This window comes from Micromonospora sp. WMMD1102, from assembly GCF_029626265.1.
In the GTDB taxonomy this organism is placed as follows: domain Bacteria; phylum Actinomycetota; class Actinomycetes; order Mycobacteriales; family Micromonosporaceae; genus Plantactinospora.
This window is the reverse complement of the sequence record NZ_JARUBN010000002.1, coordinates 38197-62998: the sequence shown is the minus strand read 5'-3', so window position 1 is coordinate 62998 and position 24802 is coordinate 38197. Positions and strand designations below refer to the sequence as shown.

At 68.1% G+C, this 24802-nt stretch carries 35 protein-coding genes; all 35 read right to left on the bottom strand.

Features of this window, described 5'->3' with window-relative positions; genetic code table 11:
• Positions 1-199: 199 nt before the first annotated feature.
• The 35 genes from O7626_RS40085 to O7626_RS39915 all read right to left on the bottom strand — a co-directional run bounded on the left by O7626_RS40085 (position 200) and on the right by O7626_RS39915 (position 24573).
• Complete coding sequence (locus O7626_RS40085) at positions 200-553, bottom strand: hypothetical protein (RefSeq protein WP_278066640.1); 354 nt, start codon at positions 551-553, stop codon at positions 200-202.
• A 38-nt stretch (positions 554-591) separates the two neighbouring features.
• Positions 592-1212: a hypothetical protein gene (locus O7626_RS40080; RefSeq protein ID WP_278066639.1), complete on the bottom strand. Its 621-nt coding sequence runs from the start codon at positions 1210-1212 to the stop codon at positions 592-594.
• Positions 1212-1715, bottom strand: a complete 504-nt coding sequence (locus tag O7626_RS40075) for a hypothetical protein (RefSeq protein ID WP_278066638.1) — start codon at positions 1713-1715, stop codon at positions 1212-1214. Before O7626_RS40075 ends, O7626_RS40080 begins: the two co-directional genes overlap by 1 nt.
• Positions 1712-2050 (bottom strand): hypothetical protein, encoded by a 339-nt coding sequence (locus O7626_RS40070; RefSeq protein ID WP_278066637.1) that lies wholly within the window; start codon positions 2048-2050, stop codon positions 1712-1714. Before O7626_RS40070 ends, O7626_RS40075 begins: the two co-directional genes overlap by 4 nt.
• Before the next feature lie 71 nt (positions 2051-2121).
• Entirely contained in the window at positions 2122-3444 is a 1323-nt protein-coding gene (locus O7626_RS40065; RefSeq protein WP_278066636.1) for an NTP transferase domain-containing protein, read from the bottom strand.
• Complete coding sequence (locus O7626_RS40060; protein WP_278066635.1) at positions 3441-4028, bottom strand: FkbM family methyltransferase; 588 nt, start codon at positions 4026-4028, stop codon at positions 3441-3443. The genes O7626_RS40065 and O7626_RS40060 overlap by 4 nt, the downstream gene beginning before the upstream one ends.
• On the bottom strand, positions 4025-4954 hold the full coding sequence (locus tag O7626_RS40055) for a glycosyltransferase (protein ID WP_278066634.1): 930 nt from the start codon (positions 4952-4954) through the stop codon (positions 4025-4027). The genes O7626_RS40060 and O7626_RS40055 overlap by 4 nt, the downstream gene beginning before the upstream one ends.
• Positions 4955-5410 (bottom strand): hypothetical protein, encoded by a 456-nt coding sequence (locus O7626_RS40050; protein ID WP_278066633.1) that lies wholly within the window; start codon positions 5408-5410, stop codon positions 4955-4957.
• Positions 5403-5756 carry an HK97-gp10 family putative phage morphogenesis protein gene (locus tag O7626_RS40045; protein ID WP_278066632.1) on the bottom strand — a complete coding sequence of 118 codons (354 nt, stop codon included), beginning with the start codon at positions 5754-5756 and terminating at the stop codon, positions 5403-5405. Before O7626_RS40045 ends, O7626_RS40050 begins: the two co-directional genes overlap by 8 nt.
• 10 nt (positions 5757-5766) lie before the next feature.
• Positions 5767-6228, bottom strand: coding sequence for a DUF6093 family protein (locus tag O7626_RS40040; protein WP_278066631.1), 462 nt, complete (start codon positions 6226-6228; stop codon positions 5767-5769).
• A 2-nt stretch (positions 6229-6230) separates the two neighbouring features.
• Positions 6231-6875 (bottom strand): hypothetical protein, encoded by a 645-nt coding sequence (locus tag O7626_RS40035; protein WP_278066630.1) that lies wholly within the window; start codon positions 6873-6875, stop codon positions 6231-6233.
• Positions 6872-7792 (bottom strand): hypothetical protein, encoded by a 921-nt coding sequence (locus O7626_RS40030; protein WP_278066629.1) that lies wholly within the window; start codon positions 7790-7792, stop codon positions 6872-6874. The genes O7626_RS40035 and O7626_RS40030 overlap by 4 nt, the downstream gene beginning before the upstream one ends.
• 13 nt (positions 7793-7805) lie before the next feature.
• Positions 7806-8159: a hypothetical protein gene (locus tag O7626_RS40025; protein ID WP_278066628.1), complete on the bottom strand. Its 354-nt coding sequence runs from the start codon at positions 8157-8159 to the stop codon at positions 7806-7808.
• 46 nt (positions 8160-8205) lie between these two features.
• Positions 8206-8451 (bottom strand): hypothetical protein, encoded by a 246-nt coding sequence (locus O7626_RS40020; protein ID WP_278066627.1) that lies wholly within the window; start codon positions 8449-8451, stop codon positions 8206-8208.
• Positions 8452-8891: 440 nt separating this feature from the next.
• Positions 8892-10103 carry a Mu-like prophage major head subunit gpT family protein gene (locus O7626_RS40015; RefSeq protein WP_278066626.1) on the bottom strand — a complete coding sequence of 404 codons (1212 nt, stop codon included), beginning with the start codon at positions 10101-10103 and terminating at the stop codon, positions 8892-8894.
• A 14-nt stretch (positions 10104-10117) separates the two neighbouring features.
• Positions 10118-10459 (bottom strand): DUF2190 family protein, encoded by a 342-nt coding sequence (locus O7626_RS40010; protein WP_278066625.1) that lies wholly within the window; start codon positions 10457-10459, stop codon positions 10118-10120.
• A complete protein-coding gene (locus O7626_RS40005) occupies positions 10459-12024 on the bottom strand; it encodes a hypothetical protein (protein WP_278066624.1) in 1566 nt (521 codons plus the stop codon). Before O7626_RS40005 ends, O7626_RS40010 begins: the two co-directional genes overlap by 1 nt.
• Positions 12025-12070: 46 nt before the next feature.
• A complete protein-coding gene (locus O7626_RS40000; RefSeq protein ID WP_278066623.1) occupies positions 12071-13150 on the bottom strand; it encodes a hypothetical protein in 1080 nt (359 codons plus the stop codon).
• Positions 13151-13153: 3 nt separating this feature from the next.
• Positions 13154-14848, bottom strand: a complete 1695-nt coding sequence (locus tag O7626_RS39995; RefSeq protein ID WP_278066622.1) for a hypothetical protein — start codon at positions 14846-14848, stop codon at positions 13154-13156.
• A gap of 12 nt (positions 14849-14860) precedes the next feature.
• Entirely contained in the window at positions 14861-16363 is a 1503-nt protein-coding gene (gene terL, locus O7626_RS39990; RefSeq protein ID WP_278066621.1) for a phage terminase large subunit, read from the bottom strand.
• A 74-nt stretch (positions 16364-16437) separates the two neighbouring features.
• Complete coding sequence (locus tag O7626_RS39985) at positions 16438-17118, bottom strand: hypothetical protein (protein ID WP_278066620.1); 681 nt, start codon at positions 17116-17118, stop codon at positions 16438-16440.
• Between the two features lie 234 nt (positions 17119-17352).
• Positions 17353-17778 (bottom strand): hypothetical protein, encoded by a 426-nt coding sequence (locus O7626_RS39980; protein ID WP_278066619.1) that lies wholly within the window; start codon positions 17776-17778, stop codon positions 17353-17355.
• Positions 17775-18554 carry a hypothetical protein gene (locus O7626_RS39975; RefSeq protein ID WP_278066618.1) on the bottom strand — a complete coding sequence of 260 codons (780 nt, stop codon included), beginning with the start codon at positions 18552-18554 and terminating at the stop codon, positions 17775-17777. The genes O7626_RS39980 and O7626_RS39975 overlap by 4 nt, the downstream gene beginning before the upstream one ends.
• Before the next feature lie 113 nt (positions 18555-18667).
• Positions 18668-19807 (bottom strand): hypothetical protein, encoded by a 1140-nt coding sequence (locus O7626_RS39970; protein ID WP_278066617.1) that lies wholly within the window; start codon positions 19805-19807, stop codon positions 18668-18670.
• The gene (locus tag O7626_RS39965) at positions 19804-20259 is read right to left on the bottom strand and encodes a DUF6221 family protein (protein ID WP_278066616.1); all 456 of its coding nucleotides are present in this window, start codon (positions 20257-20259) and stop codon (positions 19804-19806) included. The genes O7626_RS39970 and O7626_RS39965 overlap by 4 nt, the downstream gene beginning before the upstream one ends.
• A gap of 3 nt (positions 20260-20262) precedes the next feature.
• Positions 20263-20571 carry a hypothetical protein gene (locus tag O7626_RS39960; protein ID WP_278066615.1) on the bottom strand — a complete coding sequence of 103 codons (309 nt, stop codon included), beginning with the start codon at positions 20569-20571 and terminating at the stop codon, positions 20263-20265.
• Positions 20568-20783: a hypothetical protein gene (locus tag O7626_RS39955; protein WP_278066614.1), complete on the bottom strand. Its 216-nt coding sequence runs from the start codon at positions 20781-20783 to the stop codon at positions 20568-20570. The genes O7626_RS39960 and O7626_RS39955 overlap by 4 nt, the downstream gene beginning before the upstream one ends.
• On the bottom strand, positions 20780-21025 hold the full coding sequence (locus O7626_RS39950; RefSeq protein WP_278066613.1) for a hypothetical protein: 246 nt from the start codon (positions 21023-21025) through the stop codon (positions 20780-20782). Before O7626_RS39950 ends, O7626_RS39955 begins: the two co-directional genes overlap by 4 nt.
• Positions 21022-21279, bottom strand: coding sequence for a hypothetical protein (locus tag O7626_RS39945; RefSeq protein ID WP_278066612.1), 258 nt, complete (start codon positions 21277-21279; stop codon positions 21022-21024). The genes O7626_RS39950 and O7626_RS39945 overlap by 4 nt, the downstream gene beginning before the upstream one ends.
• Before the next feature lie 490 nt (positions 21280-21769).
• On the bottom strand, positions 21770-22129 hold the full coding sequence (locus O7626_RS39940; protein ID WP_278066611.1) for a hypothetical protein: 360 nt from the start codon (positions 22127-22129) through the stop codon (positions 21770-21772).
• The gene (locus O7626_RS39935; protein WP_278066610.1) at positions 22129-22695 is read right to left on the bottom strand and encodes a dATP/dGTP pyrophosphohydrolase domain-containing protein; all 567 of its coding nucleotides are present in this window, start codon (positions 22693-22695) and stop codon (positions 22129-22131) included. The genes O7626_RS39940 and O7626_RS39935 overlap by 1 nt, the downstream gene beginning before the upstream one ends.
• Before the next feature lie 10 nt (positions 22696-22705).
• Positions 22706-23149, bottom strand: a complete 444-nt coding sequence (locus O7626_RS39930) for an SsgA family sporulation/cell division regulator (protein ID WP_278066609.1) — start codon at positions 23147-23149, stop codon at positions 22706-22708.
• A complete protein-coding gene (locus O7626_RS39925) occupies positions 23139-23528 on the bottom strand; it encodes a hypothetical protein (RefSeq protein ID WP_278066608.1) in 390 nt (129 codons plus the stop codon). Before O7626_RS39925 ends, O7626_RS39930 begins: the two co-directional genes overlap by 11 nt.
• Positions 23525-23671 carry a hypothetical protein gene (locus O7626_RS39920; RefSeq protein WP_278066607.1) on the bottom strand — a complete coding sequence of 49 codons (147 nt, stop codon included), beginning with the start codon at positions 23669-23671 and terminating at the stop codon, positions 23525-23527. The genes O7626_RS39925 and O7626_RS39920 overlap by 4 nt, the downstream gene beginning before the upstream one ends.
• 47 nt (positions 23672-23718) lie before the next feature.
• Positions 23719-24573, bottom strand: coding sequence for a site-specific DNA-methyltransferase (locus O7626_RS39915; protein ID WP_278066606.1), 855 nt, complete (start codon positions 24571-24573; stop codon positions 23719-23721).
• Between the last annotated feature and the right edge of the window lie 229 nt (positions 24574-24802).

Genomic DNA, 24802 nt, shown 5'->3' with positions numbered 1-24802 from the left:
GCCGTCAGCGAACCGCTTCAGGTCGGCCTGCGCCCGGACCGACTCCCGGGCAAGTTTCGCCACCTCGGCCTGCGCAGCCTTCGACTCATTCCGGAGCCGTCGAACCTCGTCGGCACCGTCCCGTGTGCCGCGCCGGAACTGGCCCAGCTCGGCAACGAACTCGACGGCGACACGACGACGGGCCACAGGTCACCCCGTCTCACCGCTTCGACCTGGCCGACCCTCTACGTCGCCGCGACACCCGAGGTGTCAACGCCCGCCGATCCTCCGGCTCGTGTGCCAACCGTCGGGCGGCGGACGCCCGATGACACTCCACCCATTCGGCGTCGTACACCCACGTCCCGAACGGGTTGTTGATGTCCGCCGTCGGGCTCTGGCATTCGTCCGGATCGCCGCCGCAGGACGGGCAGCGGGACGCCTCCCAATCGGCGAGGGCGAGCATCCAGCCCCGCTCGTCCTCGTTCCACGCCGACTCGACATACTCCGTCGACCGGACCATCCGGTCCCGATCGTCGTACTCGTAGTCGGTGATCCGTTCCGGGGTCCAGCCCATGAACTCCCGGTAGCTGATCCCGAGACTGCGTGCCGCCGCTACTCGGGCTCGGAGGGCCGGAGAATCCGAGAGGCGGCGAACGAGTTTGGGACGGAGATCTTCCTGACATTCAAGGCGAGCACGGCATCGTGCAGGTCGTTGTACTGCTTCGCCGTCAACTTCCCGTCAACGTCGTCGTCGCCGAGCAGCGCAGTCCAGTCGTCGTCGTCGAGGTCCGACGGATCGACCGTGCACGCCCGGATCGCCGCGTCGAAGAACGTGTCCGGGTTGTACCCCAGCGCCGCATCGTCTTTCTCGCCCTCCCGGGGAGGGTGAGCCTTCGACAGCTTGTCCCACCCGCGCGAGCCGAGCGCCTGCAACCGAAACCGGATGACGTACTCCGCCATCTGCTGCTGCAACGCCTCGATCTGCTCGGCGATCCGCTTCGACTCGCCACCCGGATTGAGCCGCCGGTCGCCGGACTCCCGGACGACTGCCTGGCGAAGCTCCTCGTGCAGCGCCTCGTACTCCGCCTGGAGGTCGGTTTCGAGGCAGATGTCGACGGTCCGGGTCGGATACGTCGCCCGACTGATCTTGTCCTTCGTTGACAGCGTCTGCGGCTCCCCGTCCGCAGGCGCGTCGGCGGCTCCCTTCGCCGCCGTTCCCCCCTGGCGACCCATCAGCTTCCGCCGACCAACGCGTCATCGATCGACTCGCCGGTGATGAACATCTTCTGGGTCACGGTCAGCATGCTGTTCGCCGTCGGGGCGTTCTTCATCGGCTTCCCGGCCTTGACCGGGTACACGTCCACGAGGTCACCGTCGGCCCACGCCTGCTCGTACGGCACACCCCAGCGGGCGACGATGAACCCGGTCGTCAGGTACGGCAGAGTCAGGTACATGACGTTGTTGGTCGGGTCGTCCATGTTGTACACGTACGACAGCGTCATCTGCTTCTGCCAGCGGCCGGGCTGCTCGAACGTCGCCCGGGAGCAGAGCCGGTCATCGGTGGTGACCTGCTCCTCAAGGGTGGTTTGGAAGCCCTCGCCGGTGATGTAGCAGGACACGTCCTTGCTGGTGCCGGCGTTCAGTTCCGCGAGTTGTGGAAACTCGGGGGTGGCGATGGTCTGCACGTAGAAGACCCGAAGGTTACCGTCGGCGGGTACAGCGACTGGCTGGCTCAACTCACTACTCCTTCACTGCTGGCCGTGGGCGTCGCCGTGGCCGGTCGGGTGGTGCCGCGCCGGGCCGACGCGGAAGCGGGTGCCGGGGCGGCCGGGGTCTCGACATCGGCCGGCGAGGTCGGGCCGGAGGGCGGACCGAACTGCCGAGGCTCGCCGTCGAGACCGGTCGCGTGCTTCGGCCGTCGCGGCTGCGCGTTCGGTCCCTCGTTGACGGGATAGCCCTCGACGAGAACCACCGACCCCTCCTGTACGAGCCGGTCAACCTGCCGATGGTCGACGTCGAACCGGTGACCGGTGGTGGTGTCTTCCACCCAGATCCAGCGGCGGTGCGCCACGGTGCTCCTCCCAAGGGGCGTGCGGAACCGGCCGCGCAACGCATGGCGTGGCGGCTGGTGTGGTGGTGTCGTCAGACGACTTCGGCGAGAAGTGCCCGCATCGCCTTCGGGGAACGGGCTGCCTGCTTGTACCGCTTCAACAGCTCCAGCGACTCGTGCGAGCCGGCGTAGTTCGTCAACCGGGGCGCCGGATCGTGGTAGAGATGCCACAGGGGGGCGACGCCCCGGTACGGCTGCCCGGCGAGGCATCCCAACGCGAGCGCCGCCGCTTCGTCCTCCTGACCCCACGTCGCAAACCGGGGGTCAACGGGAACCTTGGCGAGGGTTTCGCGGCGTAGGGCGAACATGCCGCCGCCAGCGAAGCCCCGGTAGGGGCGTCTGGTGGTGTTGCCGTGCAGTTCACCGCCGGCCAGGATTCGTGCGGTCGCGGACTCGGTGAGCCGGTGCACGTTGTGGTGGGGGATGGCCCAGCCGGCGCCGTCGTAGGCGGCCTGCACCGCCTCGGCCACGCCGTCGCACCAGCAGTCGGCGTCCGCGACAACCAGCACGTCACCGGCGGCACGGCTGGCGGCGTCGCGGATCGCGGCGCCCTTACGCCACGGCCCGTCCGGGCATACGCCGACGACGAGTTCCCAGTTTGGGTAGACGGCCTGCCATCGGCGACTGACCCACGCCCAGGCGGCGTCGCGGCTACCGCCGTCACCCCGGTACGGCACCAACACGCTGACCTTGCGGCTACGCCGGTCGACCCACTTGTCGAGGTCGGCGGGCTTGTCGAAGTCCTCCACCCAGCCGCCGATTTCCACATACCGGCCGTACATGCGATGCCGGCGCAGGTCGGCATTTGGGCCGCCGGCGATGGCGCGGTAGGACTCCCAGCCGCCGCACCGCCTCAACACACCAGAGCGCCACAGTGACGCCACCCGACGTAGAGCGGTTTCGTATTCGGTGTGGTGCTGCGGGTGGAAGCCGACAGCAAAACACTCGCCGGAGGTGGCGCCGGTGATTGGGGATGGGCCGGACCGGCAGTACAGGGTCCAGTCGCCCCGGGCACGCATGATCTCGGTGACGGCTGCATGTTCGAACCACACGTCGCCGTATACGACGACGGTCCGGCCGGTGTCGGACCACATGTGTCGCGACGACAGGAACTTGTCCGCGTCTCCGTTGTCCGGGCGTAGCTGGGCGTCGACCCGCTCGGCGCCGTCGACCTCATACCGTGTGTCGCCGGGCTTGCTGACCACCAACACCCGCTCGGCGCCCGCGTCACGGAATAGGCGGACGGTCCGGTCGATCAGCCGTTCACCCTCCGGTGCGATCAGATGCTTGGCGGTGCCCGTGTAGTTCTGCCACCTTGACGCTTCTCCGGCGCAGATGACGATGACCGTCGTCACCGACGCCTCGGGGTGAACGCGACGTCGTTGAGCTTGCCTTTCGGGTCGTGCGCCCACACGGCGGCGACCTCCCAACCCCGGCGGGCCATCCACCCGACCGCATCCGAGTGCAGCGGCGCCCCGGCATACTTGGCCCGGATTCGGGTTTCCATCACCACCAGGTCGAGCCGGTCCAGTGGGGCGCCTGCCATCACATCCAGTTCGGCGCCCTGCACGTCCACCACGGCGACGTTGACCCGCTCATCGATGACGTCGGCGAGTCGCCGCACCGGCACCTCAACTTGGCCTGCTATCGGCCGGGTGATCGGCTGGTAGAGGGACGACAGTTTCGTGTTCTCGGTGATGTACAGGGTGGCGGTTCCGTCGTAGGCACCGCACGCAGCCTGGATCACCTCCGCATCGGGCAGGGTGTCGACGAGCCGGCCGGCGAGGTCCGGGTTTGGTTCGACGAGCACGATCGGGGCGAAACCCATCCGCCGATAGATGGGCAGTTCTTCGGCCTTGTGCGCTCCGACGTGCACCAGCCCCCGGGCTGGGATGCCTTGTTCGCGTATCAGGTTGGCGAGGTGGTCGAGTACGGTCACGACACCTCGATTCCGCAGACGCGGGCAATCTCCGGTAGTCGATGCCGCCACAGGTGCCGGCCCATGGCCGTCATGGCGCCAGCGCCGCGCATCCACGAACGGCGGATCGGGTTGTCGAGCAGCCCGTCAACAAGGTCGCCGAGGGCGGTCAGGTTGCCTCGCGGCCACGTCCCGACCGCCGCACCGTACTGGTCGGCGAGCCCGTCCACCTCGGGGTGCACGAGCACCCCGCCCATGCCGAGCGTGTTGCTGACCCTGTCCGACCAGTAGTACGGGTTCGGTACCGAGTCGCCGAGGACCACCTTGGCGGACGCGTACAGGTCGGCGAGGTCCTGGCCCCAGATCCCGGCCCGCCCGCCCCGACCAAGCCAGCAGAACCGGTTGCCGTACCGCTGCGTGGCCCAGTCGAGCATCCGCCGCCGCGTCTGGTCATGGACCCGCCCGCACGAGCCGACGAACACCATGTCGTAGGCGAGTTCGCTGCGATACCGGCCCGGATGGGCGTACCGGTCGGCGGCTGGTGGCACAAGCCAGTGATGGTTGACCCCGCGCTGCTCGAACAGTGCCCGGTGTGCCGGGTTGCCGTCGGCGGTGAACACGTGCTGGGCCAGCCACCACGGGTCCCGGCCAATCTGCGCCTGCCGGTGCGGCACACCCCAGTACAGGTCCAGATGCACTGCCGCCGTCTTCGTGCCGCCGGCTTCGACGGCCCGCCACATCGACTCCACATCTCCGCTCGGGGAATGCCCGTGGGACCGGGCCCACAACAGCATGTCAGCGCCCGAGCATTCGGCGATGACCCGGCCGACTGTGACCGCGTCGTCCTGCAACATGGTCACGTCCCAGCCGAGAAGGCGTGCGGCGTGGGCGAGGCAGTTCTTCCAGCTTCGTTGCAGTCGAGGGTTACCGAGGAGTACGAGCCGCACTCACGAACCTCCGACATCGAGAGGCTCGACCGGCGACGACGTCAGGCTGACCTGGATGAAGCTGAAGAACACCGGCCGTTCCGGCGTTGACACGTCCGGGTCACGTTCCGGCTGCGGCGGTTCGGCGGCCGGAATCTGGGTGATCAGCGAGCAGCGTCGCCCGGCGATGGCGGGCCGTCGGCGGTGCAGCGCGGCCGAGGCCCGGTCGAGTGCGGCTAGGACCTCGCGAACGTCTCGACCGGCGGCGGTGATCTGTGTCGTGGTGGACGCCTCGCCGCCGTAGCCGGCCAAGGTTGTCGTAGGCCGGCTGGCCGGCGGTGGCCAGCACACCAAGTGCGGGTACGTCAGATCGTCGTCGGCGGTGTCGACCTCGCCGATGTAGACGGGGTATGTGGTGGTGTCGAGCAGGGCGCCGATAGCGGCGGCGTGTGCCCAGCCGACGTCGGCGTCAGCCACCGAGGGCCCGCCCACCCAGCGTTTCGGCTGCGGCGTAGAACTCGGGCTCGGTTACGTCGGCGGCCCGGTCCATGAACGGCTGCGGCGCCTGCCGCGACGTGCCGTCGTGCACGTAATGCGAGTAGTTGGCGGTTGGCCCGGTTTCGCCGCGCATAGTGCTGGAGCCGGGGCCGCCGTCGAACTCGCTTGTGATGCTGCCCCGCATGAACCCGGTCCGGACAGGCGAGTTCACCTTGCCCAACGCCTCAGTGCGCAGCGTTGAAGCGCGCACCAACGCGTACACCTGCCGGCCGAGTTCATCCCCGGCGGCGTCGAAGTCTGCGGCCAACGCATCAAGGTCACCCACGGTCCGCCTCCTACCGGGTGGTTGGCGGTTCCAGCTCACAGGACAGCAGCCGCTCCCACGTGTACGAGCCCCGCAGTGCGTTCTTGACCCTCAGTCGCTGGCCGACCAAGCCCGGGTCACCGCCGCACTGGCGCATTTCGGCGATGTCGCCAACCTGCACCAGGTCCGAATCCGTGCGAATGACCAAGGTGTAATCCGACAGGGTGGTTGCCCGGCCGACAGTGACCTGCGTTCCGGCGGGCATGCTGCCGGTGCCACCCCGCGTCAATCGGCACGGGCCGTCGTAGACGGTCGGCGGCGTCGGATATTCGCTGCGGCCGGTGGTGTCGTTCCAAGCCCGCCCACTGCTGGTGGGTCGGACGATCAGACACTCGTCGGGCATGCCGTCGTCGCTGACCGGCCGGTGGTGGTGTTGCCAGGCACCGGGCACAACATGGGTGGCGCGGAGGCCGGGACGTCCGGTGAGTGCCATGACTAGTAGCCCCAGACCCGGTAGGCGGCGTACGGGTCGTAGTTGACGATTTCAATCCCGTAGTCGTCGGGGTCGCCGTCCTCCACGTCCGCCTGGTCACGAAGCGCTTTCGCGCGTTCCCGCAGTTCCTTCGCCACCGCCGGCCCGTCGGTGGACAGCCCGTCCCCGGTGCGGATCTTCTTCGAGATCAGAACCTCGGAGACGGCGATCGTCTCCAATGCCAACGCGGCAGCCCGCTTGACACCAGCCTCCAGAGCGAGGAAGGCGGTGACCTGCGCGTCCGTGAAAAGCGGTTCGATCTCGTTCAGGTCGGTGGCCAGAATCCGCACCCGGCCGATGTCGGAGGTCGGGTCGACGGTGATCGGTGCGGCGCCGACCAACGACCGGTGCGCCACGAACACACCCTCGTGGGCGTCCACGCCGGTCCCAGATGCGACCAGTCGATACCCGTGAGTACCAGGCTCGGCCACGTCATACCAGGCGGTATAGACGTTGCTGTCGTCGGTGACCGTCATCGCCGCCGTGGTGCCGTCCGGCCGGGACACGGTTCCGGCGACGGTGGCGCCGGTAACCGAGGCGCCTTCCGGGTCGGTCAGCGTCCACTCGACGACGAAGCGGGAGCCTTGCCAGTAGGTGCGGGTGTTCACCGGATCCGCACCCCCGATCGGGCCGGGACACGAACAGTCGAGGTCGCTGGAACCCGCGCTGATCCGCGAGCGGCGACCGTCTCGGTTTCCACGACCACCATGCCGACTCCACTGGCGGTAACCGCCAAATCGGCGGCGACAACGCCACCTGTACGTTTGCGTCCCAGCCCGGCGACATCGGCGGTCAGGGCGAGGTCCGATGTGCCGGCAGCGTGTTTCCGTCCGGCGGCGGCAACCGCGAGCGTCAAACCGGTCGACGCCGTACCGGTTGCCTGCTTACGCCCTGACCCGACTGTGGTGCAGGTCAGTCCGTAGGCGGCGGTCCCGGCGTGCTCCTCGGGTGCTGCCGCGTACAGGTTGATGTTGTCGATCTCGCCGTAGTTGTCTGCCCCGTCGTTGCGTTTGCACTCGACGAGCAGCGCCAGATCGGGATCGGACGCCCACGCCGGTGTGGTGGCGGACCGAAGTGTCGTCCACGTGTCGCCGTCCGGAGACGCCTCCCATAGCAAACTCCCGGCGTCCTCCCGTACCCGCAGCCACGCATGGTCGGTCGGACTGTAGGCGAGGAACACGGCACCAGCGTCCGAGAACCCGGCCCGGAGCAGGACGCCCATGAACCCCGACTGGGCGTCGATGTTGAACCCGGCGTCGGTGCCCGCCGTCGTCGTCGTGACGAAAATCGACATGTAGGCGGTGGTCGTCGCCCCGGCCGACGGCGGTGGCCAGAACCGGCCGCCGCACATTGATCCGGTCAGGGTGTAGGCGGTCGCCGATTTCCAACCCGACCAGTAGGCGACCGCGCAGTCGACCCGCCCCCGGCCGCCGGTCTGCGAGATCCCGCCGTAGTTCCCGGGCCACTTGACGGCGTCGACCACGCCGGCTTCGAAATCGTCGGTGAGGGTTCCGATCAGCGGCACGACCGGCCCCGGATCAGGTGGCGGTCAGGGTCGCGGCGGTCACCTCGTACACGCCCTGCCCGGTATACGTCTCCGACGAGGCGAGTTCGTCGGCGCCGAGAAACGTGCCGCCGGTGACGGCCGTCCACAGGCCGATGTAGGCGACCGTCGACCCGGCGGGGATGTTGAACGTCTCCGTTCCGGTGATCGCCGCCTCGCCGTCGTCGGCCGCCGCCCACGACAGTTGTTGCCGGGCGTACGCCGGACTGCCACCGGACAACTCGTTCGCGCCGCCGGAGCCGGGGTCGGCGGAGTGCAGCGACATGTAGGCGGCCAGGTCGGTGACCGCTTCCACGGCGGGGTTGAGAGCAGCCTCTACGAGCGCCACGTTCCGACCTCCCAACGCTTGACCCGGTTCGTGACCACATCGGCCATCAGGTGTCGATGACCCCGGCTGCCCGCAGCGACGCCAGCAGCGCGTTGACCTTCGTCTTCAGCTCGTTGATCAGGTCCGCTTCCGGCTGCCCGTAGGTGGCGTCGGCGTTCGCGGTGGCGACGTTCGCGACCGCCGCCCCCTGGCTGATGCCGCCGAGGTCGCCGGGGATCTGGTCCGCCGCGAGTTTGCCGGCCGCGTCGAGAGTTGCCAGCCCGTTCGGCTGGCCCTTCGCAGTGTCCGCCATGTTGTCCTACTTTCCGTTGAGGACGCCTGCGCGTTCACAGGCGGCGATGATGTCGTCCCGGCTGTCGTCCAGCCCGTACCGGACCTGCGCCTGTTCGGCGAACGACCGCCACGCGTCAAGGCCGGACCCTCGACCGCTGCGCGGCGGCGGAGCGGGCCGGTCTGTCGACGGTTCGGGTTCTGCCGGAACAGGTTCGACAGGAGGGTCCGGTTCGGTGAGCCGCACAGGTTCCGACCCAGCCGGCTCGGGTGCCGACGGTGGGGCTGGTTCCGTCAACCGCACCGCCCCCGTGACCGGCTCCTCCCGATCAGGCGAAGGAAGCCGGTCACGGAGCAGTTGGTTGAGTTCGCCGACCGCCGACACCAGACCGCCCAGCAGCTCGTACGACGCAGCCGCGTACTCGTCAGCCGGAGTACGAGGTGTCGGCAGCCGGCGACCCATCAGGAACCGTCGCCCTGGCCGGTCGACGCGACCGCAGCCTTGTGGTCGACGCGGGTGCCGCCGAGAACGTGCCGAACCCGCCACTGGATCGTGTCCGTGTCGAAGGTTCCCATCTCCGGAGAGACGGCACCGCCGCCGACCCGGACCGCGTCGGCGGACTTCATCCAGATCTCCGGCGCCTCGTGCCCGATCAGGAATCCGATTTCCAGGGCGGGGCGGGCGCTGGACGCGTTCGCGAACACGTACCAGGCGTCGTCACCCGACACGCCGTCAACGATCTGAAGCCACGGGTTGACGACCAGGCTGACCCGGTCCCGCATCCAGTTCCGGACCCGGAGGATGTTGTTGCCGGTGTTGTCGCCGCCGCCGGTCGCCGCGTCAACCTCGGTGGAGTTGAGGATGTTCTCCGCCACCACCTGAAGCGAACGCGGGACGACGAGGGTCACACCCTCGATGTAGATCGGCTCGCCTTCGGCGTCACGCTGGTTGCCCATCTGCGTCAGCGCGTCCTGCAATGCCTGCACGCTCAGGGCCGGGTTGCCGTCCACGATGTTGCCGTTGCCGACGGTGAAGAACGTCGGGTTCGGGCCGGTCGCGGTGGCGAACAGTTCGGTGACGAACTTCTCCTCCGTCTTCCGGGCCGCGTTCGCGAGCCGGGTCGGCAGGTCCCGGAACTGGCCGAGGTCGCCGTTGAGCCACGTCTCCCACGACATCGGCACCCGCCGGCCCCGCTTGCTGACCCGGTACGTGTACGGGGTCTCCGACAGCTTCGCGGCTGGGTACTCGGACAGTTCCCCAACCTCGGGGAGAGCCGACTCGGCGCCGTCGATCGCGTACCGCTCGACCGGCCGGAAGTCGCGGACGGTACCCCGGCGGGCGATCGGCTCCCACCGGATCGGGATCTGCTGGTAGGCGCCGTACACCATCCGGTCGAGGGCGTCACCGAACAGGTGCGGGAAGTCGCTGGTCGACATCGCCTCCCGGAACCTGAGGGCGGCGTATGCGTTGCCGGACATGACGGCGTCGAGAAGGTCGAGGGTGCGGAGGAACGACTCCCGATACTTCGGGTCCGCGTCCCGGCGGGCACGCCCGGTCTGGTAGCCGACGTGCTCACCGGCGTAGATCTGGGCGGGGGTGACGGGCGCGTCGTGCGTCGCCGTCCACGTGCCGGCCTCGCTCAGGGAGAGGTCGGACAGGGTTGCGGTAGACATGTGCCTGCCTCTCCTCAGTAGCCGATCTTGACTCGGATGGTGGTGGTCGCCGCGTTGTCGACCGCATCCAGGGCGTAGCCGAACCGGATGTTGCCGGACGACGAGTTGTTCAGGCCGTCGTCGGCGGCGTCGTAGTAGACGATCGCGCCCGGGGTGATCGCCCCGCCCTCGGCCTCGACCGGGAACTCCCACACACCGTTGAACTTGGCGGTGACCTCACCGTCGGCGTTCTCGTCAGTGAGGGCGACACCGGGAAGCTGACCGACGATGATCGGGTCACCGGACTGCGGGGTCGTCGGGTCGGAGGCGACGACAACGAACGCGTCGCCGTGCTCGTACACCTGGTTGGTGGCCATCAGAACCCCCGACCCTTCGCGGCGGCGAAGGCCGCCGACTCCGTCAGACCGAACCCGGCGAACCGGTCGGCGAGCTGCTGCTGGAACTGGCCGACGTCGGCGACGGTGGACGGGGTGCTGCCGCCGAGCCCGGTCGGGGTGCCCTCCCCGGCCGCCTCACGGATCTGGGCGATGTACGCCTGCTCCGCCTCCACATGGCGGGAGATCGCGGCGGTCAGGGCGGCGGTGTCCACGTCGCCGGTCGTGGTGACGGGCACGTCACGGGTGACAGCCTCAACGATCCGATTCCGGGTCGCCGACGGCAGGTCGGTGTGGGTGTCGAGCGCGTTCGCGCACACACCCCGGGCCGCTTCGACGTTCCGCATCCGCCGCAGTTCGGTGCGGGCGGTGTCCCGCTCGGAGGTGAGGGCGGCGTTCTGCGCTTCGAGGGCGGTGATCCGCGACTGTGCCTCACCGAGCTGGGCGGTGACGATTTCGACGCGGGCTTCGGCGCTGACGGTCGGGGCCTCGGCTGCCGTGGCCGTCCCCGCCGTGCCCGGCGCGGGGCCGGTCTGAGTTCCCGACATCTCGGGTGCCTCCATGGGTGGGTAGTTGGGTGCGGCCGGCTCGGGGCCGTCCGTCACTGGGGCGCCGGAAACCGCCGGCTCGGGGTCAGTGGCCGGCTCAACGGCCGCTTCCGGGGTGGTGGACTCGTTGACCTCGACAGCCTGTGTCGGCTCGTCGTACAGGTCCCGGGTGAACAGTTGCGGGGCGTCGGCTTCAACGCGGGCCGTCCACACCTGCAATGCGTCACCGATCGCCGACGACAGCGTGATTCGTTCGTCGCGGGTCAACCGCCCGTCGCCGTACATGTCGTCGCCCAACTGGGTGAGCGCCAGGTGGAGCCGGGATTCCAGCCACGCCCCAACAGAGCGGGCCTCCCGCATGTTGGTGCGGGTCGACTCCAGCAGAGCGAGCACCTTCCCGCCCCGGCCGGCTTTGGTGACGTAGTCGACCGACACCGCTTCGGTGATTTCCTTGACGATCACACCCCGGCGGCCTTCGGCCTCCCCGTACTCAGATACGCCGTTCGCGCGGATCGACAGGCCAATGTGCTCCCGCTTCTCGTTGATCAACGGGGCGTAGTCGGCGAACACCCGCACCTCGGCAACCAGCGCCCGCCGAGCAGGGTCGTAGGTGGCGTCGGAGGTGAGTACCGCCGCGAGGTCCCGTACCGACCGTTCCGGACGTTCGTGGTCTTCAGACTCGGTCGGGTGGTCGAGGTACATGTGGGTGCCGGCGGCGAAGACCCGCCTACGACCGGCTTCGGCGAGCATGTCCGGCGAGTAGAACCCCGATGAGCCCCATCCGGCGTCGATGATCTGCACCAGTTGTCGGGCGCCGTCCGCTGTCGGTTCGGTGCGGGCCTCGGTCCACGTCTCGTGCAGCACGATCGGTGTCGGCTGCGACCCTTCGATCACCGTCTCCGACGACGCGGCGACGTCCGCTGGCGGACCGAGGACGGCGGCGGATTCGCGTAGCCGCACCTTGTAGGCGCCTGGCCGTAGCTTCCGACGGTTGGACACGACAACTCCTCCCGACGGGTGCGAGCAGCAGGGGTTCGATCGGGGGCTATGCGGCGCGACGGCGGGCGATGGCTTGCAGGTCCCGTACCGGCCGGACCGCGTACGACGGGCGCCAGTTCGGGTTCTCCCGACGCACGGCGAGGTCGTCCCATAGGTCCGGGTAGGCGTCGAGTAGCGCCAGTCTTGCCCGCCCCATCACCGCCACCTGTTGGGCGCGGGGGAGTGCGGCAAACCGTGCCCTCGCGTCCGGCGTCAGGCCGGCAGGCTCATCCACGTCGTGGATGCCGAGTTCCGTCCACGGCTTCACCTTCGGAAGCCGGGCACACCTTCCAGACTGGTGATCGTCCGGACCCGAGGTGTCGACTGGAAACTCCCGGCCGTGCATCGACCAGCAACCAGGACACGTGTTCGGCTGCAACGCCGACCACCAGATCCAGCCGGCGAGGACATCGGCGTTCGCCTCGTGGATGTAACGGGACGTCTCCCGGTAGGCGCCGACCATCTCGGTCCGCGCCACGTTGATAGCCCTGGCCAGGCCGCCGTTGAACGCACCCTCAACCCGACGGACCATGTCCCGGGCCGCCACCACCGGGTTGTCGCCGACCGCGATCCCTCGGATCAGCGCCCGGCGTACCGCCTCCTGCGCCTCATCCGACAGTGGTCGGGTCAGGGAGGTGATCTGCTCCGAGGTGCGGCGCACGATCACATCGAGGGCCGACGGCAGAACCCGGGCCGCGTACTCGGCAGCGGCGGCGGCAGCCAACGCGGCCGGTAACTGCGAGGCGATCAGCACCGGTTCCGCTGCCGTCGTCGCCGCGACAACAGGTGCGACCGCAGCTCCGGCAACAAGGCCCGCCTCGACCGCCAGTAGCGCCAACGCCTGCTCGGTGCGAACCACAGCGGATGCGATGGCGTCGATCCGCGCCAACTCCCACGGCGACGGCCAGCGGCTCGTAGCCGCAGCGACAGCCACTACCTCACCGACCGCTGCCTGCCATGCTGGTTCGAGTTCGTTCCACGCCCGTAGCCACGCCTCGGTAAGGATGCGAACCGTGCCATCGACGTGCCCGCCGACGTCGGTGACGAGTGCCCGCACCTGTTGGACGGTGTCCGGAGTGATGGCCACCGGTCACCCCGACTCGGAATCCTCGCGGGTCGGCGCGGTTTCCAGATCGCCTGTGGGTGGGTCCGGGTCAGTTGGTGTCATCCGCCCCGCACCGACGGTAGCCGGATCGCCCCCACTACGGGCCGCGTCTACCGCCTGCCCACCCAGCCCTGGAGTTGTCGGCCACTGGAACTCGCCGTCGTCGCCGATGAGCCGGTCAACAATCTCGTCCACGTCCCGGGCACCCAAGGCGGTCAGCAGCAGACGGAGAATGGTCTCCGGCGGAACGGTGCCCGTATCGGACGCGAGTTTGATCGCCTCAACAAGCGCCTTCGGATCCACGTCGTCGAGGTCGGGCCAGGTGATCTCAACCGTTGCCGCCGTGTCCCCGTCCAGGGTGACAACCTCGCGGCCGGTCACCGGGTCCACCTCGATCCGACCCGTCAACTGGCCCTTCGTCGCCCGGACCGCCTCCGCGATCACATAGCCGACAATGTCCCGCAGTACTTCGGTCCACACCTGCTGCCGCTGCTGCATCACCAGTTCGGTCGGCTGATCCAGCGTCTCTGCCGTCGCCCGCGCACCCGTGACACCCGGGTCGCCGAGAAGCATCGTCACCGGCACACCCAACGCGGCGGCGACCATCGCGGCGAGGGGACGCCCAGACTCGGAGTCGATCGTCGCCCCGGTCTTCGGCACCGCCTCCAACAGCATGTCCGGCGGCAGGATCGCTGTCGCGCCGGCCTCCTGCGGGTTGCCGGTGTGCGGGTCACGAGGTGGGGCGGCGGCAAGACGAGTCTTCGCTTGGGCCCGCTGGCTACCCTTGGCCGTCATCCGGTACGCGAACCGGCTGAGCGCCTTGACCAGGGTGGCCCACGCTTCGAGGAACTCCTTGTACGCCCGCGCCCAGTCCAGGGCGGCGTAGGCGTCGCCGATGCCGAACTTCCACCCCTGCTGGTCGTTGACCTTCACATGCCGGACCGGGGCATCCCAGTGCACCTTGTGGCCGCCGATCGTGCGCGGCCGGTTCCGTCCAGTAGGCCGGTAGCCGAGCGCCGGATAGTAGGCGGTCTGCGTTTCCGTCTTCGGCAACCCGGTCGTGTAGTCGACCGTTTCCTCATGCCACACCCGCTTGTAAAACCACGGCTCCGACGCGTCCTGCGGGTTCCGGATCACATCCTGAATCTCGTCCCACGGCAGAGTTCGCACCTGCACCCAGCCGGTCGACGGTTTCGTCCACAGGGCGAAGAACAGGTTCCCGTCCGTGCCCAGGGCACGTTCGTTGCGGATCTGCGCCGACGCGTCAGTGAGCGCCTGACGGTTCCCGGCGTCGTCAAGAAACGCCCGGACAACCGCCTGCACATCCTGCTCTCGCGAGTTCTCCCGATTCTTGCCGTTCGCGCGGGCCGAAATCTCGACACCCTGCCCGAACACGTACGCCTGACGGAGCTGCAATCCGCGCACGATCAGCGGGTTCTTGACCGCGAACAGACGGCAGCCGGCAGTGATCCGCACCAACCCGTCGCGGGTGAACTCCTGCTCGGCGGCGGCGAGCATCCGCGTCCAGCCGACGTCCTCCATCGCAAGCTGAAGCTCAGCGACGGACTCCTCAAGCAGTTGGACGGTGCCGACCAGGCCGGCATTCTGCTCCGACAGGGCAGCAACCTGCTGTTCGGCCTCGCGAAGGCGGGAGCGGCGAGTGGTGATGGTCGGCGACACCGGTCACCCCCATCAAACCGGTGAGATCAGCTCATCGAACTCGTCTTCAGGCTCGACGATGCTGTCGTCGAGCAACAGCGGGTTGAGTAGCAGTCGGTTCAGCGCCTGCGACATTGCGTCCACCCGGTCATCGTGGGCGGCAGCCGGGAACCCAGCCGCTTCCTCGATCAGATCGTCTACCCACGGCGCGATCTCGGGCGCCGGCAGGAACACATTCCCGGCTTCGACGAACGGCGACACGGCAGCGGCGCGTGCGGTTTTCGACCCGTCCGGCTCGACCGGGATCAACCCGGGGACAGTCCGGGACAAGAAGTTGATGACCGCTGTCCCGTTGGCCTTGTCCTCGACGAGCTTCGCCGCCGATTGCGGCCAGCGCGCAGCCAGCGTCCGTACCGCTTGGCAGGTTTCGACGAACGTCATCCGGCGGTGAACTTGGTCGAGCAGGTACGCGTGGGCGCCGCGTCGGCCCCACACCTGGCCGCACACGTAGTCGGTGCCTTCAGTGTCCTTGAACGTCATATCCCACGAGGTCAGGACTTCGTCGAAGGAGTGCACAACGCGCGATCCGTCGACACGCTCGACCCACTGGGGCTGCTCGTAGAACTGCCACCACTCGCGCTGGAAGATGTTGCCCTCGGCCGGGGACGGACGGCCCTGACACAGTGCGGTCCACGCGCGGGCGCCCATCTCCCGCTTCCGCTGCTCCCACTGCTCAGGCGTACGACCCCGCGTCGAGATCAGATACTCGCCCGGATCGCGGCCGAGCGGGTCGACCTCGCCTTTCGCCGGATCGTGGTCAGCTTGGGCTGGGATGTTGATGACGCGCCAGTCGGTGCCATCCTCGCGCTTTTGAAGCCATCCCGTCAGGTCGTCGTGCCGCCATCGGGTTTGGATGATGAGGACTGCGACCCCAGGTCCGAGGCGGGGGATGGCAACCTCTTCCCAGAACCCCTCAACGACTTCTTTCCATGCGGGACTGTCGGCCTGTTTGCCGTCTCGGTAGGGGTCATCGATGATCAGCAGGTCGACGGCCTCGCCGGTCAGTGCGCCGGTGATTCCGACGGTGTAAACCCCGCCGATGTGGCCAGCTATTCGCCACTCGTCGGCGGCGGACGACGACGGGTCGACGCTGAGGTTGAGCAGGTCGGAGTGTTGGGAGATGTCGTTGCGGATCGACCGGCCCCATTTTCGGGCGCGGCGGTGGGCGAACGAGACGATCGCGATGCGCAGGTCCGGGTTGCGGTGAAGCATCCAGGTTGGGAAGCGCCTGGATGCCCGCTCCGACTTCCCTTCCTGCGGTGCGAGTGAGATCATCAACCGGTCACAGCGGCCTTCGGCTACGTCCACCAAGCTCGCGTCGATCAGGTCCAGCGCAGGCGTCTGTACCGTCTTGCGGTCCAGTGCCTTAGCCATCTCACCCGGAGTGCGCCAAAGCGGTTGCCGCTCCTCGGGTGGTGGCGCCGGCTCGAACATGCGGGCGGCGGCTTCCCATGGCGAGATCGGGGCGACGGTCACACCATCACCTGACCGAAAGTACGGCTATCGGCACGGACCCCACGTACCACTGTGGGATCGTTCGGACGGATGAGCTAGGCGGCTGCGGCAACCTCACGCAGCCGGAACGGCACCACCTGCGCCGCCCGCGTCTGCTGCTCCGGCGACAAATCGAGATCCCCGAGGATCGCCCGGATCGCACCAGCGAGGAGCGCGCCTTGCTGCTCGGCGAGACGAACACGGCGCTCTTCAATACCCGCCGAAATCGCCTCTTTCGCCACCTTGACCAGATGAGCCCGCTCCGCCTGCCACAGTTGCACCCAGACGTGGACGGCAGCCTTGCTCGTCGTGTCGGTGCCAGGGAACTCGCCAGCCTGCTTCTCGACCTCTTCGGCCTTGCCCCAGATGACGTCGTCGGCTCGGAGCGCCTGCACCTGCTGGTGGAGCCAGTCAACGGCGCCGGCTGTGCGGTACACCTCTTCAAGGAGCGCGTCGCGGGGGTCGACCTGGCGAGGGAGGCCGAATGTGGCGACCGCTTGCCGGGCTCGTTCCTTCTGCCCGTGCGTCACGTGATCCGGTGTGTTGCCGCCATGAAGTTTGCACTTTCCGATCCCGGGGTGCGAAGTTCCCCAGCCGGCGGGGCGCGTGCACAGCTCGTTGCCTGCGTCGTCGAAGACCGGATTTTTCCCAGTCTTGGCGCCGGGGCGCTGCTTCATGCGCTTCTTGCCGAGGCAGAGGCGCTTGTCATGCTCCTTGCCTTCATCGACTGCTGTCATGACCGTTTGCCGTCCTTGCCCTGCTTCTCGTGAACCTGCGAGGACGTCAGCAGTTCGGTGCTCGCCGAGGTGATTGCCGGACAGGAGGGGCCGAGGATGTCTTGTGGGCTCGGCGGATCCGGGGGGACATTGGCACCTCCGGCGTGGTCTGTTCGCACGGGCGGAGATTCCGAATCTGGCCGAAGAGACACTTCGGCTTGTGCGGAAGATAGCACGGTCCCACCTGTGTGGGGATCATGTGGTGGTGCGTGTTGTCCTGCGCCACCTGGTCGTTTCGGCGATCTCTTTGATGTCGCTGGCGCGGAACATCGGCCGCCGTCGTTCGGATAGTCCTTTGACCTGTAGGTATTCGCGGTTCCCGTTGCGGGAGAGGTAGCCGCGTTTGCGCCACTGCCGGACTGTCTCCGAGTCGACGCCGGCAAGTTCGGCCGCTTGGTCGGTGGTGATGAGCTGATCGTCGGGGATGGTGAGGAGTCCGCCGCAGACCCAGTGGTCGCCGTAGGAGCGGGCGGCGTCGTCGAGGGCGGCGCACAGGTCTGGGTTGGCAGTTTTGAGGTGTTGTCGGTAGGCGTGGACGTATCGGCGGGCGCGTTGGAGTTCGGTGTCGCCGGGGAACGGCCACGGGTTGCGTTGGGGTTGCCGATCAAAGTCGGGGTTCATGCGCGGGTCCGGGGGAGGGCGAGCATGAGACCCACGTATTGCTCGTACTGCTCGTGGGTCCACTGGCTGTCGCAACTGGCGCAGTAGACATCGCAGGGGTCTTGTTCGTAGCGGGGTTCGTCTTGGTGGAGGTTGCCGCCGCAGGTTGAGCAGGTGCCGGGAAGTTGTCGGGTACGGCGGGTGCGGCCGAGCATGGAGCGGGCGCGGGCTCGGAGGTGTTGCAGGTGGTGGATCGCTTCCCAGCCGGCCATGTCCTCAGGGGTGCTGTCTACGCCGGATGGGAAGACGGTGCGCGGGCTGAGTGCGGCGAGGTCGTGAAGGCGTGGGGTGAGGGTGTTGACGGCTTCCTGGACTTCGCCGCCGGGAAGCCTGCGGGGCGGTGGTGGCGGGTTGCTGCTGGTGGTGTGCCACGCCCCGACGAGGTAGGCCCGTTGGCGGTTGTGGAGTCGGTGTTCGCGGCGGAGTTCGTCGGCCCACAGGGTGGTGACGTGGTGGATCTCGGCCTGTAGCGCCTCTGGTTCGGCGCGGAGCGGCATCGGCGGGCCGGCTTTGCCTCGTGGTTGGGCGTCGAGGGCCTGCGACAGGGTGGGAATTTGGAGCTGTTCGAGGTCGATGTAGTCGTAGACCAACGTGCGGACGTCGCGGGTGGCTGCGGTGAGGCAGGCGTCGCACAGGTAGGCCGGGCCGACGTAGGCGGGTTGTCGGGTCAGGTGGTCGTAGGCGCGGCATCGTTCGGCGGAGACGCAGAGGCGGTCGGTGGGGGTGGTGGTGTCCATCGGGCTGATCTCCTCCGGTGCAGCGTGCGGCTACAGTCGATGTGGATCAACCCGTGTCGTGTCGTGGGGGGATCGGTAGGGGCGTCTGGGCTGGCGGGCCGGGCGCCCCTCCGCTATTGCTGGCCCCGGCTGCGTGTCCGTGCTCGCTCGTACGCCTCTCGGAAGCGGGCCATGACCTCATCGCGGCCCATCGGCGGCGACAAGCCGACGGCAGCAGCAAGTCCATCGTCGGTGAGGTAGGCGGTGGCCTCAGCCCACTGCCCGTTGTCGGCCGGGGAGACGGGGTCGGTGCCGGGTGGGGCGAAGAAGACTCGACTCGACGGCTGCGATGGCGGCACGGTTGAGGGTTCGCTGTCGGTCAGCCGAAGTAGGGATCGCTCCATCTCGTCCCAGATCCACTCGACTAGCTCGCGGGGGCTGCTAGGAAACCCGGCGAGTTCCCGATCGGTGACGACTCGTTCCCGCTGGTGCTGTGGTGAGCGAAGAACCAGTCGGGCAACGATGCCGAACTCCACGCTTCCCGCGTCGTCCGGGTAGTAGACGACGGCCGCAAGCGACGGTCCGCGAAATGGCGTCCGGCAGTGCACGCACAGGTCACAGGTTTCAATGTCTTCGATGAGATCAGCGCCGAGGTCGGTAATGCTGCTGATGCTGTAGACCCGCGCAGGGTCGGTCAGTCGGACGCGGTGTCCGACGACTGGCTGGGACCTCCGACCGCAGGCACGGCACCGACGCGTCCAGGTGAACAGGTCGCTGCGGGGTGTGTCGCGTGGCGGCATCACGTCCGCGAATGGGTCAGTGTTATCCAGTTCGATGTGACGTGGGTTGACCAGCTCACGTTCGAGCCGTTGCCACGCGTCCATGACCCGCTCCCGCAAGCCGTCGGTGATCGGATCCTGTCGGCCGCCCGCCCCGTCCAGGTCGCAGCCGACGAACCGGTGTCCGTCGTCGAGTCGGAGATGCCACCTGTCCGGGTTGCTGCGGTGCTCGAACAGTTGGGCGTGGAAGCGGCCCCGGTAGCCGAGGGTTTCGGTGCCGAGTGGGATCAGGTCGGTGTCGTCGGCTTCGGTGACGAGGTCGGGTCGCCACCGCATCGGGGTGGCGAGATCCCCGGCTTCGCGCTGGTCAGTGTCTTCGGAGATGTGGGTGGGGCGGCAGTCGTCGGAGCAGTACGCCGAGCCGTCGGCCGGTGGGGCACCGCAGGGGCAGAGGCCATCGACAGCAGCGGATATGCGGTTCAGCAGGTCGCTCACGTTGGTCTCCACTCGGGGCGGTAGTCGGCATGCCCGGCATACGGCAGCGCCATGTCCACCTGCTCCGGGCACAAGGTGCCGGGTGGGGTGCGCCATGTGCCGTCGAGCCATGCGCTACAACCCGGGCATTCGTCGGTTGCTGTCGCGCCCGGGTGCCGTTCGAGAATCCGCCGCTTGGCGTTCACCTCGGCCAGTACCCGCGCCGGGTCGTGGCCGGCAATGTGGTCGAGTTCGTCAACCCGTAGCGGCGCCTCGTCATCTCCGGGCAAGCCTGCTGGAATCACCCGCTGGAAGATGACGAGCACGTGATCGGCGGGGTAGTCCGGGTCTGCCAGGGTGTTCCGACGCCATACTGCATCGCCGCCGAACGTTCCGGCGGCCCTCATCGCTGCTTGCTCGTCTTCGTCGAGCCGGGCGCGAATGAAGGACAGGATCTCACTGGTGTCGCCCATGCCTCACCTTCCGCACGTCGGGCAGGTTGGGGCGAGCCACAGTTCGACGTGGTACGTCGGCGGGACCTTGAGTGGCACGGTGATGGTGTGCCGGGCGAGTTCGATAGGGTTGTCCGGGTCGATCTGGTGGTTTCCCTGCTCATCCGCGACCCACAGCGAGATGGTCAGCTTGCCATCGGTAACGCTCGCGATGGTGTTGATTGGCACGTCATTCGGGTTGATCCCGTTCTCAATCAGCCAGTCCATCACAGCCTGCCGGTGCTGCTCGTTCTCGCGGATACGCCAGTCGCGGACCTTGGCGTCGTCGGTCACGTCGCCCTCACTTCGATCGCTCGCCGTGGCGTCTTCTCGGCCGGCACACACACCGTCAGCCCGAACGCGCCGACCTCCCACCAGTCGCACTGGAAGTTGTAGCGGGCGCCGATCCACCACTCACCCCGACGGAGGCCGACCAGCAGGCGGCGGGTGTAGCGCCAGCCGGACACCTCGATCTCGTAGCGACGTGGCCACTTACGGATCTTCACGCCTCGACCGCCTCTTGCTCGGCTTGCCTGTCCAGCCACCACTGCGGGATTGTCAGACGGCTGGGATGCCACCACTCGCACCGACCGGAGAGTTGGTAGTTGCGCGTCGCCGTGTACCGCATCTCCACCCGCACCTGATGGCGCTTCTCCGAGACTCCGCGAACCACGCCCTCACGGATCTTCGAGTGGGCGCGGCAGATGACGGGGCCGTCGATGTGCTCGGTTGCTTCCGGCAGGTTCACGGTCGCTCCCTGTGGCGTAGGGCGTCAACGACGACGTTGCGGCGGGTTCGGATGAACTCGGCGAGTCGGTTGACTGTCTTCGCCTCCGGGTGCCGGGCGGCGCGGGCTTCCCGGATCGCGTCGTCGCGGAGCCGTTCCATCTCTCGGATGGTCGCCCGGCCGTTCACCAGAAACTCTTGGCAGTGCCGGGCTCGGACGGCCGGGTCTGCGATACCGGCGGCAGCCTTGACGATGCCGTTTTCGCTGGTCACCACGCACCCATTCTATTGTGTTTCGTGTGGCAAATCCACTTTAAAGAATGCGCCGAGACTCACGCGATAGCCATCGATTCACTATTGCTCGGCGCATTCATTTGACTCCGCATTGTTGAGCAAGTCGAGCAGGTTCGGCCCGTCGTCCGCCGGCTCCCTGACCGGCTTCGACGGCCTCGGCCTACGCGGCGGCAACAGCCCATGCTCTCGGGCACACGACGTGCCCATGCCGTCGATCACCGGCCCCTTCGGAATCGGCCTGCCGCAGTCGTCGCAGCGGGCCAGACGTCGAGGGCCGGGAATCAGGGCGTCGGCGGACATCAGGTCACCGTGCCCCGATGCCGTGGTTCGGGCAGCAGCAGTCGACCCGCCAGCAGAAGGCATGCGGGTACGGGCCGGGGCAGGCACACGGCTGCGGTTTCATCCTGCCCCGGTCCCGGCCTGCCACCGGATAGCGGCGGATCAACCCCAACGGGCGGGCGTCGATCACCGGTCAGCAACCTGCCTGCTGGCGGCGAGCGGCGTCGGCGATGGCGTCGTGAACGGTCCGCCCGTTCGTCCGCAGATGCGGCACCTCGGCGGCGGCCAGGCGGAGTGCCGTGTCGAGGTCGAACCGGTGGGCCGCCAGCCACGCGGCAGTCCGCTCCGACGGGATCGGCTCGAACTCCCACTCACCGTCGGCGCCGAGACACCAGCGGCGCCGTAGCACCGCCCACAGCCCGTGACCCCGGTACGCGACGGTAATGGTGAACGCGGCGGCGTCGAGGTCGTCCTCCGGCAGCCCGGCGGCGGTCACGGTGTACTCGGTGGCCTTGGACTCGATCCGGAGGTCGGTCGTTGTGACGTCGCCCATCACGCGACCTCAGCGGATCGGTCGTGTTCGATGGCCCGGTTCGGGTCGGCGGTACGCCAGTCCGGCCACACCCGGGCCTCGTTCCGGATCTGCTTCGCCACGACCGCGTCAATGATCTGCTGCGGTTCGTGGCCTGCCCGCCAAGCCCCGTCGAGGGCGAGGATGACCACGTCGACCCACTCGCCGAGGTCGGACGGATCAGCCTCGATCTCGGCCAGTTCCTTGCGGATGTGGTCGACTACGCCCTTCGTGCGGGCGCCGGGTCCGAAGGTCCGCTCCGAGAAGTCGCGTTGCCGGGCAAGGTGGGCGGCGTCGATGACCGTCGACCGGTCCTGCTCGGCCCGGATCTCCCGGATCCGTCGGGCGAGGGCCTCGCGGTGCCGGCCGCCGATCGCGGCCCATTCGGCTGCCTCGTCCAGCTCGGCGACGAGGAACGGGATCAGGTCGACCAGCCGGTTGGCGGTCTGCGTCGTCGGCTTGTCTTGGTGGTCGCGGTACGCGTCTTCAGCCTCGATGGCGAGCCCATTACGGCGCATCGTCAGTGGGGTAGTTGTGGTCTGGGTCATGGGTTCCTCCTCAGGGGGTTTCGGTCAGTAGCCGCGCTACCAACCAGTCAAGGTCAATCAGGTTGGCTTCGGTGCCGCGTGGCACCTGCCGGTAGGCGCGGTTCAGAAAGCGGCGTACCTCCGGTGCCGGGAACTCCAGCAGCGCCCAGTAGTCCGGGTCTTCCGGCGTCGCCAGCACCACGTACAGCACGTCACCATCGGGTGTCGACAGCGGCCACACCCGCACATCACCGAACCCCGCATGGGTGGCTAAGCCGTCCGCGAGGAGGTCGCGGCCGATGTGCCACGGGTTCGCCTCCTGCTCGTCGAGGACTAGGCGCACCATCAGTGGGTCGGCGGGGTCGTAGATGAGGACGGCGGTTGCGTGCGGTGCGGGGTCAAGATCGGCGACCCGGACCTGTATCCGCATGCAGGCGGACACCCGGCGGGCGATGCGGCGGCCGTCAACGGACATGGGTGCCGCCGATCCGGGCGCCGCGCGGTTGCCCTTTCGGCCAGCCCTTCGGCGCCCGCTGCACACCGGCACGGGTCAGGGCCGTGTACACGGCCGACGTCGAAATCCCCAACTCCCGGCCGATCTGCGGCGCCGACTGCCGCTGCTTCGTGTACCGGTCGACGATCTCGTCCTGTTGCCGCTCCGCGCACCGCAACGGACGCTTCCGACCGGCCGGCGGACGGCAGCCCGGACACTGGTCTTGGCCATCGGATCTGGTCAGCCAGCCGTCGGTCGAGGCGGCGGCCCGGATCGCTGTCCGGCTCTCAAACACGTCTTTGGGTTCGTACAGGACGTCGCAGCGGATGCAGGCAAGCTCTGCGAAGATCGTGACGGTCACGGTTTCACCTCGACCGGGGTAGCGGAGGCGATCAGCGCGTCGAGTTCTGCGCCCGCGCACGTCCAGCAACGCAACGTGTCAGCCCAGGCCGGGAGCTGGGCGTGGTCGATCCGGAACGAGACCCGGACCGACGACCTCGACACCGTAACCACACCCGGACGAGAGCAGCCCTTGTTGGCACACACACCGGTCATGCCGCACCGCCCAGAGAGAACAGATCCGGCACGTCACCCTGACCACCAAGGACGTTGTCAGGAACGCCCGCATCAACGCGAGACAGTCGATGCGTCACGGCCTTCTCGCACATCGCCTCGTCGCCCTCGATCAGGATTGACCGACAACCCGCGAGCCGGGCAGCAACACCCGTCGAACACGAACCAGCGCACGGATCGACCACGAGGCCGCCGGGCGGGCAGCCGTACCGAATCAGCGGTTCAAGAAGCGGCACCGGCTTCTCGGTCGGATGAATGGCGCGACCGTTGACATTGCGGACGTGCAGCACCGAGCGCATCAAGCGGAGTCCGTCGTCGGCGTACCCGCGACCGGCGACCGCGCCGGTGTGTGCCGGTTGCTGCCGGACGAAGTTCTGTCCACCGCGCCTGTGTACGGCCGGCACGCGCGGCACCTCGTGATGCACGGCAGACCACTTACCCCGATACCAGTGGCTGGCGGGTTCGTGCACGCGCCGGAACCGATCTTTGACGAACCCAGACCCGTTGTGCTTCTCCCATGTCACATGGTCGTGTTGGCTATTCCAGTCGGGCTCGACGTCGTGTGACAGCTTCCAGCCGGCTGCCCGAAACTCCTGTCCCCGGTACGGCGGCTCGGCGAACTGACGCAGCGGCAGGAAACACCACATCGAATCCGTGACGGCCGCGACCGCTTCGAGCCATCCGGTCGGCCAACGGTCCCAGCCTAGCAACGTCTCCTCGTACGGTGGGTCGGCGACAGCGCAGTCCGCTCGTAGGTCGAGTTGAGGCAAGATATCCCGGCAGTCACCGTGGTAGAGAGTCACCATGTCGTCCGACCAGTACGGCGTGATCACGACCGATCCTCGCCGTACCGGTCGGTGAGGAACGCCAACGCCCGACGCTGCTCATCCCGTGTCATCCCATCAAGCGCGGATACCACCGCACCCAACGCCAGCAGCTCCACATCGGCCGGGGCGGGGGCGGGGCCGACCGGGACTGCCGGGACACCGGCAGGGCGAGCAGGCGGCGGCAGATGGCCACCACGGGGCGGCTTGGCCACGCTCGACACGGTCTCCTGGCTGC